This is a genomic window from Qipengyuania sp. S6317L1 (genome assembly GCF_023015615.1).
GTDB lineage: Bacteria > Pseudomonadota > Alphaproteobacteria > Sphingomonadales > Sphingomonadaceae > Erythrobacter.
The window spans coordinates 297,362-312,783 of record NZ_JALKAJ010000005.1 but is presented as its reverse complement, the minus strand read 5'-3'; the positions used below and the strand labels follow the sequence as shown (position 1 = coordinate 312,783).

At 59.8% G+C, this 15,422-nt stretch carries 11 protein-coding genes and 2 tRNA genes; 9 read left to right on the top strand and 4 right to left on the bottom strand.

Features of this window, described 5'->3' with window-relative positions; translation table 11 throughout:
- The first annotated feature begins 130 nt into the window (after positions 1 to 130).
- From accB to MWU38_RS13110, 3 genes are all read left to right on the top strand, one after another.
- Positions 131 to 580, top strand: coding sequence for an acetyl-CoA carboxylase biotin carboxyl carrier protein (gene accB / locus MWU38_RS13120; protein ID WP_247272594.1), 450 nt, complete (start codon positions 131 to 133; stop codon positions 578 to 580).
- A 15-nt stretch (positions 581 to 595) separates the two neighbouring features.
- Complete coding sequence (gene accC, locus MWU38_RS13115; protein WP_247272256.1) at positions 596 to 1,945, top strand: acetyl-CoA carboxylase biotin carboxylase subunit; 1,350 nt, start codon at positions 596 to 598, stop codon at positions 1,943 to 1,945.
- A gap of 184 nt (positions 1,946 to 2,129) precedes the next feature.
- Positions 2,130 to 3,524, top strand: coding sequence for an NAD(P)/FAD-dependent oxidoreductase (locus MWU38_RS13110; protein ID WP_247272255.1), 1,395 nt, complete (start codon positions 2,130 to 2,132; stop codon positions 3,522 to 3,524).
- Here MWU38_RS13110 and MWU38_RS13105 read toward each other — a convergent pair.
- Positions 3,521 to 3,970: a GFA family protein gene (locus MWU38_RS13105; protein WP_247272254.1), complete on the bottom strand. Its 450-nt coding sequence runs from the start codon at positions 3,968 to 3,970 to the stop codon at positions 3,521 to 3,523. The two genes, MWU38_RS13110 and MWU38_RS13105, sit on opposite strands and share 4 nt — an antisense overlap.
- 40 nt (positions 3,971 to 4,010) lie before the next feature.
- Positions 4,011 to 4,472 (bottom strand): Lrp/AsnC family transcriptional regulator, encoded by a 462-nt coding sequence (locus tag MWU38_RS13100; protein ID WP_247272253.1) that lies wholly within the window; start codon positions 4,470 to 4,472, stop codon positions 4,011 to 4,013.
- Between the two features lie 333 nt (positions 4,473 to 4,805).
- Between MWU38_RS13100 and MWU38_RS13095 the strand changes: the two genes are divergently transcribed.
- From MWU38_RS13095 to MWU38_RS13080, 4 genes are all read left to right on the top strand, one after another.
- Positions 4,806 to 6,917 (top strand): histidine kinase dimerization/phospho-acceptor domain-containing protein, encoded by a 2,112-nt coding sequence (locus tag MWU38_RS13095; protein WP_247272252.1) that lies wholly within the window; start codon positions 4,806 to 4,808, stop codon positions 6,915 to 6,917.
- A 79-nt stretch (positions 6,918 to 6,996) separates the two neighbouring features.
- Positions 6,997 to 8,058, top strand: coding sequence for a polysaccharide deacetylase family protein (locus tag MWU38_RS13090; protein ID WP_348646902.1), 1,062 nt, complete (start codon positions 6,997 to 6,999; stop codon positions 8,056 to 8,058).
- A 119-nt stretch (positions 8,059 to 8,177) separates the two neighbouring features.
- Positions 8,178 to 8,253: transfer RNA gene (locus MWU38_RS13085), tRNA-Ile, on the top strand.
- A gap of 73 nt (positions 8,254 to 8,326) precedes the next feature.
- Positions 8,327 to 8,403, top strand: a tRNA-Pro gene (locus tag MWU38_RS13080).
- A 38-nt stretch (positions 8,404 to 8,441) separates the two neighbouring features.
- On the opposite strand, the gene MWU38_RS13075 is transcribed toward MWU38_RS13080, so the two are convergent.
- Positions 8,442 to 10,739 (bottom strand): EAL domain-containing protein, encoded by a 2,298-nt coding sequence (locus tag MWU38_RS13075; RefSeq protein ID WP_247272251.1) that lies wholly within the window; start codon positions 10,737 to 10,739, stop codon positions 8,442 to 8,444.
- A 48-nt stretch (positions 10,740 to 10,787) separates the two neighbouring features.
- Positions 10,788 to 12,866 (bottom strand): FecR domain-containing protein, encoded by a 2,079-nt coding sequence (locus MWU38_RS13070; RefSeq protein WP_247272250.1) that lies wholly within the window; start codon positions 12,864 to 12,866, stop codon positions 10,788 to 10,790.
- Positions 12,867 to 13,009: 143 nt separating this feature from the next.
- Here MWU38_RS13070 and MWU38_RS13065 point away from each other — a divergent pair, with 143 nt between their 5' ends.
- Both MWU38_RS13065 and MWU38_RS13060 read left to right on the top strand, forming a co-directional pair.
- Positions 13,010 to 14,692 carry a ShlB/FhaC/HecB family hemolysin secretion/activation protein gene (locus MWU38_RS13065; RefSeq protein WP_247272249.1) on the top strand — a complete coding sequence of 561 codons (1,683 nt, stop codon included), beginning with the start codon at positions 13,010 to 13,012 and terminating at the stop codon, positions 14,690 to 14,692.
- A gap of 288 nt (positions 14,693 to 14,980) precedes the next feature.
- Positions 14,981 to 15,385 carry a response regulator gene (locus tag MWU38_RS13060; protein WP_247272248.1) on the top strand — a complete coding sequence of 135 codons (405 nt, stop codon included), beginning with the start codon at positions 14,981 to 14,983 and terminating at the stop codon, positions 15,383 to 15,385.
- The last annotated feature ends 37 nt before the right edge of the window (positions 15,386 to 15,422 follow it).

Here is a 15,422-nt window from a genome sequence, read left to right as displayed (position 1 = left end):
CACATTTTCGTGCACGTTTGCGCGCATTGCCACTTGCCAGCCGCATTTGGCGTGAATAGGCACAATTATAACTTTAAACATAGGGGAACGCATGGCTACCAAGAAGCCAAGCGCCGGATCCAAATCCGGCATGAACATCGACACCGCTCTGGTTCGCGAACTGGCTGAACTCCTGAACGAGACGGGTCTCACCGAGATCGAGGTCGAGGACGACGACCGCAAGATCCGCGTCGCGCGCGGCGGGATTGCGACCAGTGTTGCAGCCGCCCCTGCCATGGCACCTGCACCCGTCGCAGCGCCAGCCGCCGCTCCGGCTCCCGAAGCGGCCGCCGCACCGCAAGCCAATGTCGACGCGCTCAAGTCTCCGATGGTGGGAACCGTCTATCTTGCTCCGGACCCCAACGCGCCAAACTTCATCAAGGTCGGCGACAGCGTATCCGAAGGCGATACGCTTTTGATCGTCGAGGCGATGAAGGTGATGAACCCCATCACCGCGGACAAGGCCGGCACAATCAAAGAGATTCTCGTCGAAAACGCGCAGCCGGTTGAATTTGACCAACCGCTTGTCGTGATCGGTTAAGCGGGCATCTGAATTATGAGCATTACTCGCATTCTTATCGCCAATCGCGGCGAAATCGCTCTGCGTATTCACCGCGCGGCGCATGAAATGGGCATTGAGACCGTTGCGGTGCACTCCACTGCGGATGCTGACGCGATGCACGTGCGATTGGCCGACCATGCCGTGTGCATCGGGCCGCCCGCCGCCTCGGAAAGCTATCTCAACCACGCAGCGATCATCTCTGCTGCCGAAGTGGCCGGTTGCGACGCGATCCACCCGGGCTATGGCTTCCTTTCGGAAAACGCCAAATTCGCCGAAATCGTCGAAGCGCACGACATCGCGTGGATCGGGCCCAAGCCCGAGCATATCCGCACCATGGGCGACAAGGTGCAGGCGAAGAGAACCGCTGGCGACCTGGGGCTTCCCCTGGTTCCGGGCTCTGACGGCGCGATCGAGGACCCTGAAGAGGGCAAGAAGATCGCCGCCGAGGTTGGCTATCCGGTCATCATCAAAGCGGCCTCTGGCGGCGGTGGCCGCGGCATGAAGGTGTGCGAGAGCGAGGACCAGCTTGAAACGCTGATGAAGCAGGCGGGCTCCGAGGCGAAAGCGGCTTTCGGCGATGCCACGGTTTATATCGAGAAGTATCTCGGCAACCCGCGCCACATCGAATTTCAGGTGTTCGGCGATGGCAATGGCAATGCCATACATCTGGGCGAACGCGATTGCTCGCTGCAACGCCGCCACCAGAAGGTTCTGGAAGAAGCGCCCTCGCCCGTCATCGACCACGAAGAGCGCATGCGCATGGGCGAAATCTGCTCAAAGGCGATGCGCGACATGGCGTATCGCGGTGCCGGCACCATCGAATTCCTCTGGGAAAATGGTGAGTTCTACTTCATCGAAATGAACACCCGGCTTCAGGTCGAACACCCCGTGACCGAAGCGATCACGGGCGTTGATCTGGTGCGCGAACAGATCCGTATTGCAGCCGGCAAACCATTGAGCGTCACTCAGGAGGACCTCGAATTTCGCGGTCACGCGATCGAATGTCGTATCAACGCCGAGGATGCGTTCACTTTCGCTCCCTCGCCGGGCAAAGTCACATCTTACCATCCGGCTGGTGGTATGCATGTGCGTGTCGATTCAGGCCTTTATGCAGGGTATTCGATCCCGCCCCATTACGATTCCATGATTGCGAAGCTCATCGTTTATGGGCGCGACCGCGAAGGGTGCATCATGCGCCTGCGCCGCGCTTTGGAAGAAATGGTGGTCGAAGGCGTCAAGACAAACATCGCGCTGCATCAGGAATTGCTGCGCCAGACCGATGTGCTCCACGGCGATTATTCGATCAAATGGCTCGAAGAGTGGCTGGCAGAGCGCAAGGCGTAAACTGCGCCCAATATTAGCTTTCAAGAAAGCCCGGCCGCGCTGCTGCCGGGCTTTCTTTTGCCCGCCAGAATATCACAACTGACACGCCCGGTTTGGCCTTCGGGCACAAATTCGGATTTTGCGCGTTGCATGATGAACCCGATTGCTCGGGCCTTTACCCCTGCGGGATCGGGGATGGTTATGGATGCAACGCCTTATGGACCAACAGAAGATCACCGCTCGCGAGCGCAAAGCCCAACCCTCGCCCCCGTATCCGCGCATCAGGCGCGGCGCGCGCAAGACGCAGATTGTCGTCGTTGGTGGTGGAGCAGGAGGCCTTGAGCTTGTCCGCAAGCTTGGCGACAAGTTCGGGCGGCGCAATCACGACATTATCCTTGTGGATCAGAACCTTTCGCACATCTGGAAACCTCTTTTGCACGAGGTTGCGGCAGGCTCGCTCGACGCCAATCTCGACGAGGTCGGTTACCGCAGCCACTGTGCGCGCTGGGGGTATCGCTTCTTTCAAGGATCGCTTGAGAGCATCGACCGGAAGAAGCGCACCATCCGGCTGGCCCCTGTGGTCGATGACAAGGGCAAAGAGGTGATCGGCGCGCATACGATCCGCTACGATATGCTGGTGCTCGCCCTTGGTTCGGTATCAAACGATTTCGGTGTGCCCGGCGTCAAGGAGCATTGCCTCTATCTCGACAGCCGTAAGCAGGCCGACCGGTTCCGGACGAGACTTTTGAACCATTGCCTGCGCGTAAGCCGCGCGATGCTGTCCGATCCCAAGGCCGACGAACGGGTGAAAGTCGCGATCGTTGGAGGCGGTGCAACGGGTGTGGAACTGGCTGCGGAACTCTATAACGCGGCGGCAGGCCTCAAACACTATGGCCTCGAAGTCTTTGATGAAAGCCGCCTTGATGTAACCCTGCTTGAGGCGGGGCAGCGTATTCTCCCTGCGCTTCCCGAACGCCTGTCGAACTCGGCACGCGGTGAGCTTCAGGCGCTCGGTGTGAAAGTGCGCGAGGGGGTTCAAGTGATCAAGGCCACCGATAACGCGCTGGTGACCGCCGATGGCGAGGAGATCGAGGCGGATCTCATGGTCTGGGCCGCCGGCGTCAAGGGCGCAGATTTTCTGGCAACGCTCGGCCTCGAAGTCACGCCGCGCAATCAGATCGTGGTCAAACCTACCCTGCAAAGTGTGACCGATCAGGATATATTCGCCCTTGGTGACTGCTGCGCTTTCGTGCCCGAAGACGGCGGCCCGCAAATCCCTCCGCGTGCCCAGGCCGCGCACCAGATGGCGGACACGGTGTTCAATAATATCTGTCGCAGAGAGCGCGGGCGAAAGCTTGAGACTTTCACCTATCACGACAACGGCTCGCTCATTTCGCTCAGCCGTTTTACCACGCTCGGAAACCTCATGGGCAACCTTGTGGGAGGCGCGATGGCGGTCGAAGGCCGCATGGCGCGCTTCATCTACACATCGCTATACCGGATGCACCTGATCGGCATCCACGGGTGGTTCAAGGGGCTTGGCCTGATGGTCATTGGCCGCGTCAACCGGATCGTGCGGCCAAGGCTCAAGCTGCACTAATCGAAGGTAAAACCTGCAGCTTCTGCCTCGGCGATGATCTCGGCTCCGGTTTTCTTCGGGCTATCCTGCGCAAGGTCATACCAGTGCGGCTTCTCGTCGATGAAGATCTGCTGCTTGATCGCAATATCCTGCGGCAAATCAAACATCCCTGCCAGAAACGTCCGATTGCCGGTGGGAACGAATTTGTACCAAAGGTGGCTCCCGCATCTGGAGCAGAATGCACGCTCGGCCCAGTCGCTCGAGGGATAGGCCGTAATATGCTCTTCGCCCTTGATCGAGAAACTCTCGGCCTCAACGCCTGCATACATCGAGCCGCCCCACGTTTGGCACATCGAGCAGTGGCACACATCGACTTCGCGGTGCGCCTGCTCAATGGTTATCGAAACCGAGCCACAAAGACATGACCCCTTCAAGGGCCTTGCGATCAATTTTTCTTGTTCGCTCATGTGTGGTCCTCCCTCGTTTCGATGACTGTGCGCTGCGGGGCTAGAGCGGCACTCCGGGCTCGTGCTTGGCGGTGCGGATGGTGAGCGAGGTCTTGACGCTCGCGACATTGGGCGCCGGCGTCAGCTTGCTCGTCAAAAACTCCTGAAAACTCTGCAAATCCTTGCTCACGATCTTCAGAATGAAGTCGATTTCGCCATTGAGCATATGACACTCACGCACCTCCGCAAGGTCCGCCATGTGGTCTTCGAACTCGCGAAGTTCGGCCTCTGCCTGGGATTTGAGGCTCACCATGGCAAAAACGGTGATGGCAAAGCCGAGTTTGGACGGGTCCAGATCGGCATGATAGCCGCGAATTACGCCGTCTTCTTCCAGCCCGCGCACACGGCGCAGGCACGGAGGCGCGGTTAAACCGACGCGCTGGGCCAATTCCACATTGGTGACGCGGCCTTCAGCCTGAAGCTCGCTCAAAAGACGACGATCAATCTCGTCCAAGTTCGCCATGATACCCTTATACTCCCCAGTGGCGGGCGTTTTGTGTCCAGCCCCCAATCACTTGCCCCAATTTGTGCATCAACACAAATGGTCGACTTGCAATAACTACGCATCTTTCTGCTGAAAGATTGTAGCGGACCACTCGCTTGTGAACCTAATTATATTATATGTGCCAGCAATTGTCCCGCTTTGCAACGCACTCGAAAGCGGGCGTGGTGCACCCTGTCTTCAGTGCTATGACGCACGATGCGGTCCTTTGAGTTTTGCGCCAGCCGAATATTCGAGCGTGACCGATGTGCAAACGCCTCGCCCACCCGGGCAATTTGGGGTTCTGGAGCCTGAATGTTCTTCGATGATCGCCTTGCAACGGTCCTGAGACAAAACGCGCAAAGCGATGCTTTGCGCCGCACTCAGTATCGCCAGTTGCTCGATCTTCTCGGCGCACAGGCGAATGGCGCACGCGAAGCGGCGCGCGATCCCAGCCTTGTCGCGGCCGCATGGATGCGCATGGACAAGCTTGCCCAGAACATTCCAGCGCGCGACAGAGCGCGCCTTATCGAAGAGCCAAGCTGGCGTTTGCGCAATCCCGAGCTCGCGGCGCATCTCGCTGATTTTGAGCCAGAGGTTGCATCTGCAGCACTTTCACGGGCGCAATTGTCGAGCGACGACTGGACCGCGCTCATCCCGCGTCTGCCGGTAAGGGCTCGCGGATTTTTGAGGCTGCGCAAGGACTTGGGCGCAGATGTTGAGGCGGTGCTTGAACGGCTGGGCGTTCATGATCGCGGCCTTCCCCATCCCGAAGCACAGCCTGCAGAAGCGACCTCGCAGCGCCATGCCAGCGTGCAAGATCAGGCCGCGATCAATGGGCGGGACGCGGACCATGAAAAGGTCGCCTCCCTTTCCCGCCCCGACATTGGTTCGCATGGCCTTCCCTCTGTCGGTCCGGACAAGGAAGAGGGCGCAGGCGAGGACGAAACCCCTGCCCCCTCGCGCCCGATTTTCTTCCCGCAGGATCGCGGTCAGCGCCGCGATAACGGCAACAATGAAACAGGTCCCGATACCAGCCCCCTCACCTTCACCCCTCGGCCATTTACCAGGGAAGAACTGAGGGAGATTGCCGAAGAGCCTCTTGGCGAGAAGACGCCGGACGAACCGGAAGATGTGTTCGAACTTGATGACGAGGCGCAAGATCCGGTCAAAAGCCACGCGGACACGCCCCCTCCCCGGCCAAAGGATGTCACTGGCGCGCCGAAAAATGAGGGGCGCAGCGAAATCTCGGCACTTGTCGACCGGATTGCGCAGTTCAAGCGCAACAGGGAAGAGGCAAATGAAGCGCCCAGAGCCGACGAGACACCGCCCGGCGATGGCGATGCGCTCATGCCGCGTCTGCCGCTTGGAGAAGAGGATCGGGCTGGTGCGCGCGTGGTGCGCGGCTTTGCTTTTGCCGCCGATGCGGCCGGGCGGATCGAATGGGCGGAAAGCGAAGTTGCGCCGATGGTGGTGGGCACACGCCTTATCGCGCGCTCCCGGCTTCAATCGGGCGGCACAACCGATGCCATGACCCGCGCGTTTTATGCGCGCCAGATCATCAAGGCTGCGCCCCTATCGCTCAATGGAGCCCCGATGATTGCGGGCGATTGGGTGGTCGATGCACAGCCGCGATTTAGCGCAATCGGGGGTTTTTCCGGCTATATCGGGCGTATGCGCAGGAAGCTTGAGGTGGCATCCGACCCGGAGCCCAGCCCCGCCCAGCAAGAAGCCGACCGCATCCGCCAATTGCTGCACGAGTTGCGCACGCCCGTGACCGCCGTTCAAGGGTATTCCGAAGTCATCCAGCAACAACTGTTCGGCTCCGCCCCGCATGAATACCGCGCTCTGGCCGCGGCTATCGCATCTGACGCTGCACGTATTCTCTCCGGTTTTGAGGAGCTTGACCGCCTCGCCAAGCTTGAAACCGGCGTCATCGAATTGGAACAGGGCGCAAGCGACATATCAGGCCTTGCCAAGCGTATCATTCGTCAGCTTGCGCAGGTGCTGGACGCAAGAATGGCAGGCGTTGAACTGGTCGAGGAAAGCGATACTGCTCTGATCGCGGCAATCGATGGCGACAGCGCGGAAAGCCTGATGTGGCGGATGCTCGCAACGCTTGGCGGCGGGTGCGGTGCAGGCGAAACCTTGCAGGCCAAGCTGAGCAAAAGCGGCGGCATGGTGCAGCTGACCTGCGATCTTCCGATGCAGCTGCTTGGCGAAGATGACCTTTTTGCAGCCGACGCGCGGCCAATCAGCACCGCGATCAATCCCGGCCTGTTTGGCGCTGGCTTTGCACTCAGGCTCGCGCGGGCAGAGGCGCGCTCTGGCGGAGGCGATCTTACACGCAAAGAGGGCGCGCTGACCTTGTCACTGCCATTGGGCGACGCCCGCATGAGCGAAACCACCGCCGAAGAACCCAAGTAGGTCACGCGCACCTATGCGCCCCGGCTTAAAAGGGGGTTGGTAAGGGGTCGCTAAAGACTCTCATGCTATGCCCCGCGCCATGACACCGGCAAAGGTCCAATCTGCGCGCACCGACGCGCCGCATGCGCGTAAGGGAGCTGCGCCCGGCATCCCCATGACCAGGCCGCCGGACCATCACGCCAAAGCAAGCTTTACCGCCGAATTCGGGCAACGCGTTCTGCTTACCGTGGATACGGAAGAAGAGTTCGACTGGAACAAACCTTTCACCCGCGACCGCCACGGATTGACCCATGTTCCCGCCATCGCCAGATTTCAGGCTTTCTGCGAGAAAGTTGGCGCGCATCCTGTGTATCTTGTTGATTGGCCTATCGCCAATGACGCAGGCGCGGTCGAGATTATCGGCGATGCGGTTTTGCGCGGCACGGCCGATGTCGGAGTGCAATTGCATCCGTGGGTAAACCCGCCCTTTGACGAGGAATTGAGCGTTATCAATTCGTTCGCCGGCAATCTGCCGCGCGAGGTCGAAGCGGCCAAGTTCAATGCGTTGCGCGATGCAATCGAGCGCGCATTCGGCAAATCGCCCGAGATTTACCGCGCGGGACGCTATGGCCTTGGCCCGCATACCGCAGACATTCTCAAGGCCGGCGGAATAAAGCTCGACACATCGGTGCGCCCCCTGTTCGATTACAGCGCGCAAGGCGGTCCTGATTATTCGGCGCACCCCACCTTGCCTTATTGGGTCGATCAAAGCCGCGACCTGCTCGAATTGCCGATGACCGTGCTTCACTGGGGCGCATTGCGGCATATGGGCGCATCCTTGCAGCAGGCGGGCGGACAACTGCCAAAGCTTTTGAGCGCGCTTTCAAGGCTGCGCATGCTGGAACGAATCGCATTGACGCCCGAAGGTGTGACAGCAACCGAAGCGTTACGCGGGCTCGACCTTGCGATAGAACAGGGATTGCCGTGCATCGTGCTGTCGTTTCACAGCCCGTCCTTGATGCCGGGCCTCACGCCCTACACCCGCTCCCAGAGCGATGTGGAGGCGCTTTACGACTGGTTCGGACAGATTTACGCCCGGCTTGCGCAAAAGGGCGTGCAATCGGCCTGTGTGAAGGATGTCTGGGAGGCCGCGAAACGCTAGTTTTTCGGCGCAATTGCAAGGGATGCAAATTTCCTTCGGAAATACGCTTGTGGTTTTGAAAAATGACTTGTAGAGGGCCCTTCCAGTTTAGCTTTGAGTTCGGCTAGAAGAACCCTTTAGGGCCTGTAGCTCAGTGGTTAGAGCTGGCCGCTCATAACGGCTAGGTCGCGGGTTCGAATCCTGCCGGGCCCACCATTTTTGAGCCGGTCGGTTGCAAAGGGCTAAACAAGCGGGCCAGATCTGCTCTGGCGTAACGCGGATGAAATGTCGGGGAGTGGCGCAGCCAGGTAGCGCACCTGTTTTGGGTACAGGGGGTCGGAGGTTCGAATCCTCTCTCCCCGACCATTTCATCACTTTTCAGAGAAAATTCTTGATAGAGATGTTTAGGCCGCCGAGGCGGTTGCGCCTGTTTGCGTTGGCAGCTGCGGCGTGAGTTCGCCGGCTTGCAGAGGCCGCGAGATGAAGTAGCCTTGCGCATAGTCGCAGCCATTCTCGCGAAGGAAATCAAGGCACGCCTGATCCTCGATGCCCTCGCATACCACGCGAAGGCCGAGCGAGTGGGCAAGCTCGATGGTCGAGCGCACCATCAGGCCATCGCTGCGGTTTTCATGCGCGTGCTGAACGAAGGCGCGGTCGATCTTGAGCTCTTTTAGCGGGAGCTTCTGCAGATAGCTGAGCGTGGATTGACCGGTGCCATAATCGTCGATCGAGATCAGCACCCCGAGCTTGCGAATGCGTTCGAGGTTCGCGGCGGCAAGATCAGGGTCTGACATGGCCGCCGATTCGGTGATCTCGAAAATAAGACGTTCATGGGGCACGCGCATTTCGGCCAGAAGATATTCGGTTGCCGCTACGAAGCGTTCCGAGCTGATAAGATTGGCCGAAATGTTCACAGCGACCGAAATGTCGATGTTCTTTTGACGCCAGTCGCGCAATTGCAGGATTGCGCTTTCGATCGCGAACATGGTCAGCCGGTCAATCCGGCCAGTTTCTTCGGCAAGAGGAATAAACAGGTCCGGGCGCATGAAACCGTGCACTGGATGCTCCCACCGCATCAGCGCCTCGACGCTTTCGATACGATTGGTTTTGAGGTTCAGCTTGGGCTGATAGACAAGGCTCACCTGCCGTTCATCAATAGCCTCTTCGAGCTCGCCCATAAGCGACACGCGCTGTGCGATGATTGCGGCCTCTGCGTCTTCGTGCGCGTGCCACAAGCGCCCCTCAACCGCCGCATGGCTTGCCGCACGGCTGGCCGCATCGAGGTCCGCGCCTGACGCCAGTCCGAAGGAAACGCGCGCGTCGATCCTTTGCCCTGCCACATTCAACGGCTTTTGAAGCGCAACGCCGATCTTTTCGCACGCCTCGATAAGTTCCTGATAGTCGCCTTCATGAGTCCATGCGATGATGCGGGTGTCGGCGCGGTAAACCTGTCCGATGGGGTGAACGGAGGCGGCGCTGTCGATCAGACGCTCGATAAAGGCGCCGAGCGCCCCCTGCCCCACGACAGCGCGGATGGAATCGAAGTCCTTGACGTAGGCTGCCATGGTGAACTGCACATCGTCATGCGTGCCCTGACCAAAGGCGAGCGCGTTGGGAAGGCCCGTTTCCCCGTCCACCAGCGCTTCCTCAAGACGTTTTTCACGAATGAGCCAAGCAGTCTGGAGCACCGCGGCTGACACGATCATCAGCCCGGCCGGCACGACATTCAGCAAGGTGCGCCCGAAGTGATAGGAAAAGGCATCAAGGATGATCAGCACCGCGATGGCGCCAAGACTTCGCCATGCGACCTGAATATAGCTGCGCGACCGGACGAGGTAGAAAGCGGCGATCACGCCCACTATCAAAAGCGGCCACCATGCCACCTCCTGCATGGCACCTGCCATCAGGGTTTCGGCGGCAAGCGCCTGGATCGTGACCCCGGGAATGACCCCGTGGACGGGCGCGCCATAACGATCACCCAGTTCAATCGCGGTCGCCCCGACCAGCACATCGCGGCCCTGCAATGCGGCGGGATCGAATTGCCCCCGCTCGATATCGACAAAGCTGTGCCGCGGGATGGAGGCTGGATCGATGCTGTAATCAATCGCGAATTCTTCGCCGACAGAACCGCTGACCCCGGCGATCTGCGCCGACAGAGAGGGGCGCGGGGTTCCATCGGTAAGCGTGCCGTACACCATGCGTCGCACGCGCGCATCCTTGTCCGGCAGCACCGAGACAGTCGCAAGGCTTACGTGTTCGCGAAGCGCGGGGATCGGCAGGGCATCGATATTGCGGTCCGAATTTTCGGAGGATCGCTGGCCAAAGGTAGGCAATGCGACAGAGGCGGTTTCCACCTCGGCCAAAGCTTTCGCAAAGGCCGCATCGCCATCCGGGGTCGAGTGCGCTGAAAAATCGATATCAAAGACGATGGAGCGCGCGCCTGCTGCATCGAGTTGCCGGACCAGTCGCGCATGATGATCGCGCGGCCATGGCCATTTCTCGGTTTGAGCAAGGCTTTCGGCGTCGACTTCGACGATATGAAGATCACCGGAGGCTTTCTTGGGTGACAGCTGGGCGATGGCGGCCCGCTGTTCATGCGAAAGAAGCCGCACGCCATCGGTTTGCGCAAGCACCACGCACACGACAAGGCTCACGAGCACAATGGCCCAGTGCCTGGCTGCTGCGGGTATCGTCATGCGCATGGGAAAGAACCCTCAGGTCTCGCTCAGACGCATGAGCATGAAAGACGATCAATCGTCGTCATAGTCATCGTCATCATCATCATCGCCGAAACCACCGCTTTCTTCGCGGCTTTCCCTGAATTCCTGATAGGCATCGACAAGGCGACCGACAAAGTCTCTCAGGCGGCTGCCCTGCCCGGGTTCGAAGGTGTCGTCCTCCATGTCGTCGTCGCCCGTATCGTCATCACCCATGGCATCGTCCATGGCCGTGATTTCCTCAAGCTCGGCGAGCTGCTGACCAGCATTACCGGGAGCGACGCCGTTGCCGTTGCCATTGCCGTCGTCCTCATCGGTATCGTCATCATCGTCGTCGAAGTCGTCGTCGTCACCACCGATGCCAAGGCCCAGACCCAGTCCAACGCCGTTGCCGGGATTGTCGTCGCCGTCATCGTCCGACTCATCGTCGTCGTTGTCATCGTCGTCATCACCGCCGATGCCAACGCCCAGACCTAGTCCAAGGCCGTTGCCGGGATTGTTATCGTCGTCATCGTCCGAGTCATCGTCGTCGTTGTTATCATCGTCATCACCGCCGATGCCAACGCCCAGACCCAGTCCAAGGCCGTTGCCGGGATTGTCATTGTCATCTTCGTCCGCGTCACCGTCGGCGTCGTCATCGTCGTCGCCGAGACCCAGTCCAAGACCTAAGCCAAGACCATTGCCGTTGCCGTTCCCGTTGCCGTTGCCGTTGCCGTTGCCGGGATTGTCATCATCAAACCCGTCGTCATCGTCGCCATGACCGCGATTACCGTCATCATCATCGCTGGCATCGTCATCGTCGGGAAGATCATCGTCTGGCCGTTCGCCGCCAGAACAGTTCGGAACGCCTGCGCAGCTGCCGTTCTCCTGATCTTCTGCATAGACCAAATCGTCGTCGCTCGCCTCGCCAGCGCTGTCGTCGTCGTCGCCCGAGTCATCGTCGTCGTCGTTGTCGTTGTCGTCCGCAACTTCTTCGCCGTCGTCCGCATCATCATCATCTGTGACTTCTTCACCGTCGACATCATTATCGGTGCCAGCATCATCAACGCTGTCATCGTTAGTGTCGTTGCTGTCGCCATCGTCGGCCCCGTCATCGTTGCCGCCCTCATCGTTGCCGCCCTCATCGCTGGGGCCCTCATCACCGGACCCGTCGCCCGTGTCATCGTTCGAACCGCCATCGGCATTATCGCCAGCGTCGCCACTGGCCCCTTGGCCATCGGAACCGCCGCCAGAGTTGCTGCCGGAATTGTTGCCGGAATTGTCAGTCGTGTCGTCTTCTTCGCTGCGATCGTCGAGGGTGTCCTCGACCTCGGTGGCGATCTCATTGCCGACTTCGCCCTGCACGATTCCACCGGTGAGTTTGCCCAGATCGGTGCTTGCGCTGCCTACGGCAACGTCAATGACCTGCGGCTCTGGCGCTTGCGTTTCAGGCGTCACCGCGTTTGCGAGGACCACAGGAGTTGCCGCCTGTGCCGGTGACGGCTGTGCCGCGAGCGTTTGGGGCGAAGAAATTTGCGTGGTCACTGCGCCCTTGGGCGACACCACCTGGCGTGACAAATCGCCCTCGATGCTCAACGTGAACATGTCGTCAGCGCCGATCATCGCCACTTCGCCCGGCACGACCAGATCGCTGGCCCCGCCGTCAAGCGTGGATGCTTCGACCGCGCCTTCGGTCACCTGCATGGACGCGCCCGCTTCGGATACCGTGATCGAGAAGCGCGTGCCCTTCACCACAGCGGCCATATACGGCGTGTCGACCCCGAAGTGCGGGTCTTTCTGTTTGCCGATATTGAATAGCGCGCTGCCGTAATCCTGAATGATCTGAATGACGCTGCGCTCGCGCTGTTCAGGCGCGATTGTAATGCGCGAGTTCGGCCTGACCGTCACAAATTCCTTGCCGCGCACCAGGGTGGCATTGCCATTGCCGGACGTCACCACCTGTTGGCCAGCCGATACGCGCGCACCGCGCGCAACCTGCCGTTCACCCGAATCGCTGCGCACCGTCACTGTGCCGCGCACCTCGCTCACGATCCATGGTGAGGATTGGGCGAAGGCGCTGGTGCTCGACAACAAGAGCGTCAAAGGCAGCAGTTTGCGCGATGCACTAATCATCAAAGTCTCCTAATGAGCCTGCCTTTAGAACAGCTAACATCGCCAAACCCTAAGCGGGTATGATTAATATTTTGATTTTTTGATCGCTTTATTGAGTGTTTCCTTGACCCTTTTTTAGGGACTGCACGCTTAAGGCGGCGTTCGTGGCTATTAAGAAATCTATCCAATGTTTGGTGCGCGTTAGTTGCGCCCTGTCTCTGGCGCTGTCTCTGGCGCTGGTCAGCGCGCAAGGCGCTGCGCAAGACACCCTTGAACAAACAGGTGCACGCGGCATGGAGAGTGATCCGGCCGGGCATATGGGGTATGACGAGCCGCAGCCGCAGACCCTCGCTCAAAAAACATTGGGCGCGCCGTCGACCCCGGCTTCTGCCGGTTCGATCACTGTCGGATCAATCATCATTGTCGGCAATGAAACCTTACCCGACAGCGAATTCATCGACCTTATCGAAGAATACACAAGCCAGCCTCTTTCCAAGCAAGACCTTGCCACGCTTGCGACACGGATTGCGGTTCGGGCACAGGCAAACGGGCTGATTTTTGCAACCGCCAGCGTTCCTGAACAACGGCTCGATCTGGGGGTATTGCGGGTCAAGCTTGATGAAGGCCGGATTGATGAAGTGCGGCTTGAAGGGGCACAAGATGCCGCCATCGCCCGCCAGCTTTCACCCTTGGCTTCGGGCGCGCCGCTGACAAAAGACAAGCTCGAAACCCAGCTTTTGCTTGCTGATGACATTCCCGGAGTGCGCATCCTCGGCTCGCGGTATGAAAAAGAAGGCGGGCGCGGCGTTCTCGTCGTCAAGACACGGCGCGACCGCGCATCAGCCTATGCCGAAGTGACCAATAACGGCTCAAAAACCGTGGGGCCCATACGCGCCCGCATCAAGGCAGATTTCAACGGCCTTCTGAATTCCGGCGACGAGGTCACACTGACCGTCGGCACCACTCCCTTGCAGCCCGGCGAGCTACAATTCGTTCGCGGCAGCTACAAGATTGCGGTCGATGCAAGCGGGCTCGAACTGGGGACGCACCTGTCCTATTCCTCCACTGCGCCCGGCGACTTTTTGTCCGACCGGGAAATTGACGGCGAATTCTGGCGAGCGGGCGTGACCGCGCAATATGCGCTCAAACGCTCGCGCGATCTGAGCGTGTGGGTAATCGGCGAATTTGAAGTCACGGACCTTAAACAGGAACGCTTTGGCGACCTTGTAAGGCATGACCGTGTCCCCGCCGTTCGCGCCGGCATCTATTCGCGCGGTCGGCTGGCCGGGGGCTGGTTCCGTGGGCGGGTCATGGCCTCGCGCGGGCTCGACATCCTTTCCGCGACCGATCCGGGCGATCCGCTCGCCTCGCGCAGCGATGCCTCTGCACGCTTCTCGAGCCTGTATGGCTGGTTTGCATGGCAGCGCCCGATCGCCAAATCCGTAAGCGTCGCCTTGGGCGCGCGCGGGCAAGTGGCATCCGCGCCAGTGCTCGTGACCGAGGATATCGGCATTGGCGGCACCAGCTTCCTTCGGGGCTATGACTTTAACGAAAGGTCAGGCGATACCGGCATCATGGGCTTTGGCGAACTGCGCTACGATTGGCGCGGCGAAGGCTTCTGGCTGCCACGGGCCCAGGCGTATCTGTTTGCAGATGGCGGGACGGTCACAAACCTTGAAGATGGCTTTGGCAGCGGCTCGCTTGCCTCGGCTGGCGGCGGGCTCCGTCTCAAGGTCACGCGCGATATGAACCTCGGCGTTGAAATGGCGGTCCCGCTGACCGGCGAGCGTTCGGACAGCGATAGCGACAGCCCCCTGTTCAATTTGCGGATCGGCCAGTCGTTCTAGGCCAGTCGTTTTGGGCCAGTCGTTTTAGGCCAGTCGTTCTAGTTCAGTCCTTCTGGATTGCCTGCGTTGCGACCTTGGGCATCGGCAAGGTCTGAACCATTCCCTGTTGGCAAAACCCCGAAGGTGGGAACCTGCCAAGGCCATACGGGGCCTTTGGCGATAGAGCTTTGCATCATCGAGATGCGCAAGCCTTGTGCTCCCTTGCGCCTCCATTAGGGAAAAACCATTGGGCGCCTCGCAAGCAGACATTGGTAGTGCCAGATTATTGCAGGTTGAAAGGAGCCGCCCATGCAGTCCGTTCAGCCACATTTGCAAACCGAACACGCATCGAAAGTGCGCGTTCTGACCGTCGATGACAGTGCCAGCATGCGAGCCCTCCTGCGCGCGGCGCTTACCGAAAGCGGCTTTGATGTCGAACAGGCCGAAGACGGCCAGCAGGCGCTGGAGTGGCTGGCGACCAATGAAGTCGATGTGGTGCTGACCGATATCAACATGCCGCGCCTCGATGGATTTGGCCTGATCAGGAAACTGCGCGAAACCGCGCTTCATGGTGACCGGCCTATCCTCGTGCTGTCGACCGACAGCGCGGCGGACAAGAAAGCGCTCGCCAGGGACGCAGGCGCGAGCGGCTGGATTGTGAAGCCGTTCGATGCCGATACACTCACCGCTGCCCTACGCCGGGTCACGCCCTAGGGGTTTTAGCGGCCGGCGCACTGGCCGAAACGTCCGG

What these genes read in the sequence shown, in the direction of transcription:
- MWU38_RS13075 (WP_247272251.1), bottom strand. Translation starts at nt 10,739, where the DNA reads ATGCGCATGACGATACCCGCAGCAGCCAGGCACTGGGCCATTGTGCTC.
- accC (WP_247272256.1), top strand. Translation starts at nt 596, where the DNA reads ATGAGCATTACTCGCATTCTTATCGCCAATCGCGGCGAAATCGCTCTG.
- MWU38_RS13100 (WP_247272253.1), bottom strand. Translation starts at nt 4,472, where the DNA reads ATGGCGAACTTGGACGAGATTGATCGTCGTCTTTTGAGCGAGCTTCAG.
- MWU38_RS13070 (WP_247272250.1), bottom strand. Translation starts at nt 12,866, where the DNA reads ATGATTAGTGCATCGCGCAAACTGCTGCCTTTGACGCTCTTGTTGTCG.
- MWU38_RS13105 (WP_247272254.1), bottom strand. Translation starts at nt 3,970, where the DNA reads ATGAGCGAACAAGAAAAATTGATCGCAAGGCCCTTGAAGGGGTCATGT.
- accB (WP_247272594.1), top strand. Translation starts at nt 131, where the DNA reads ATGAACATCGACACCGCTCTGGTTCGCGAACTGGCTGAACTCCTGAAC.
- MWU38_RS13110 (WP_247272255.1), top strand. Translation starts at nt 2,130, where the DNA reads ATGCAACGCCTTATGGACCAACAGAAGATCACCGCTCGCGAGCGCAAA.
- MWU38_RS13060 (WP_247272248.1), top strand. Translation starts at nt 14,981, where the DNA reads ATGCAGTCCGTTCAGCCACATTTGCAAACCGAACACGCATCGAAAGTG.
- MWU38_RS13095 (WP_247272252.1), top strand. Translation starts at nt 4,806, where the DNA reads ATGTTCTTCGATGATCGCCTTGCAACGGTCCTGAGACAAAACGCGCAA.
- MWU38_RS13090 (WP_348646902.1), top strand. Translation starts at nt 6,997, where the DNA reads ATGACACCGGCAAAGGTCCAATCTGCGCGCACCGACGCGCCGCATGCG.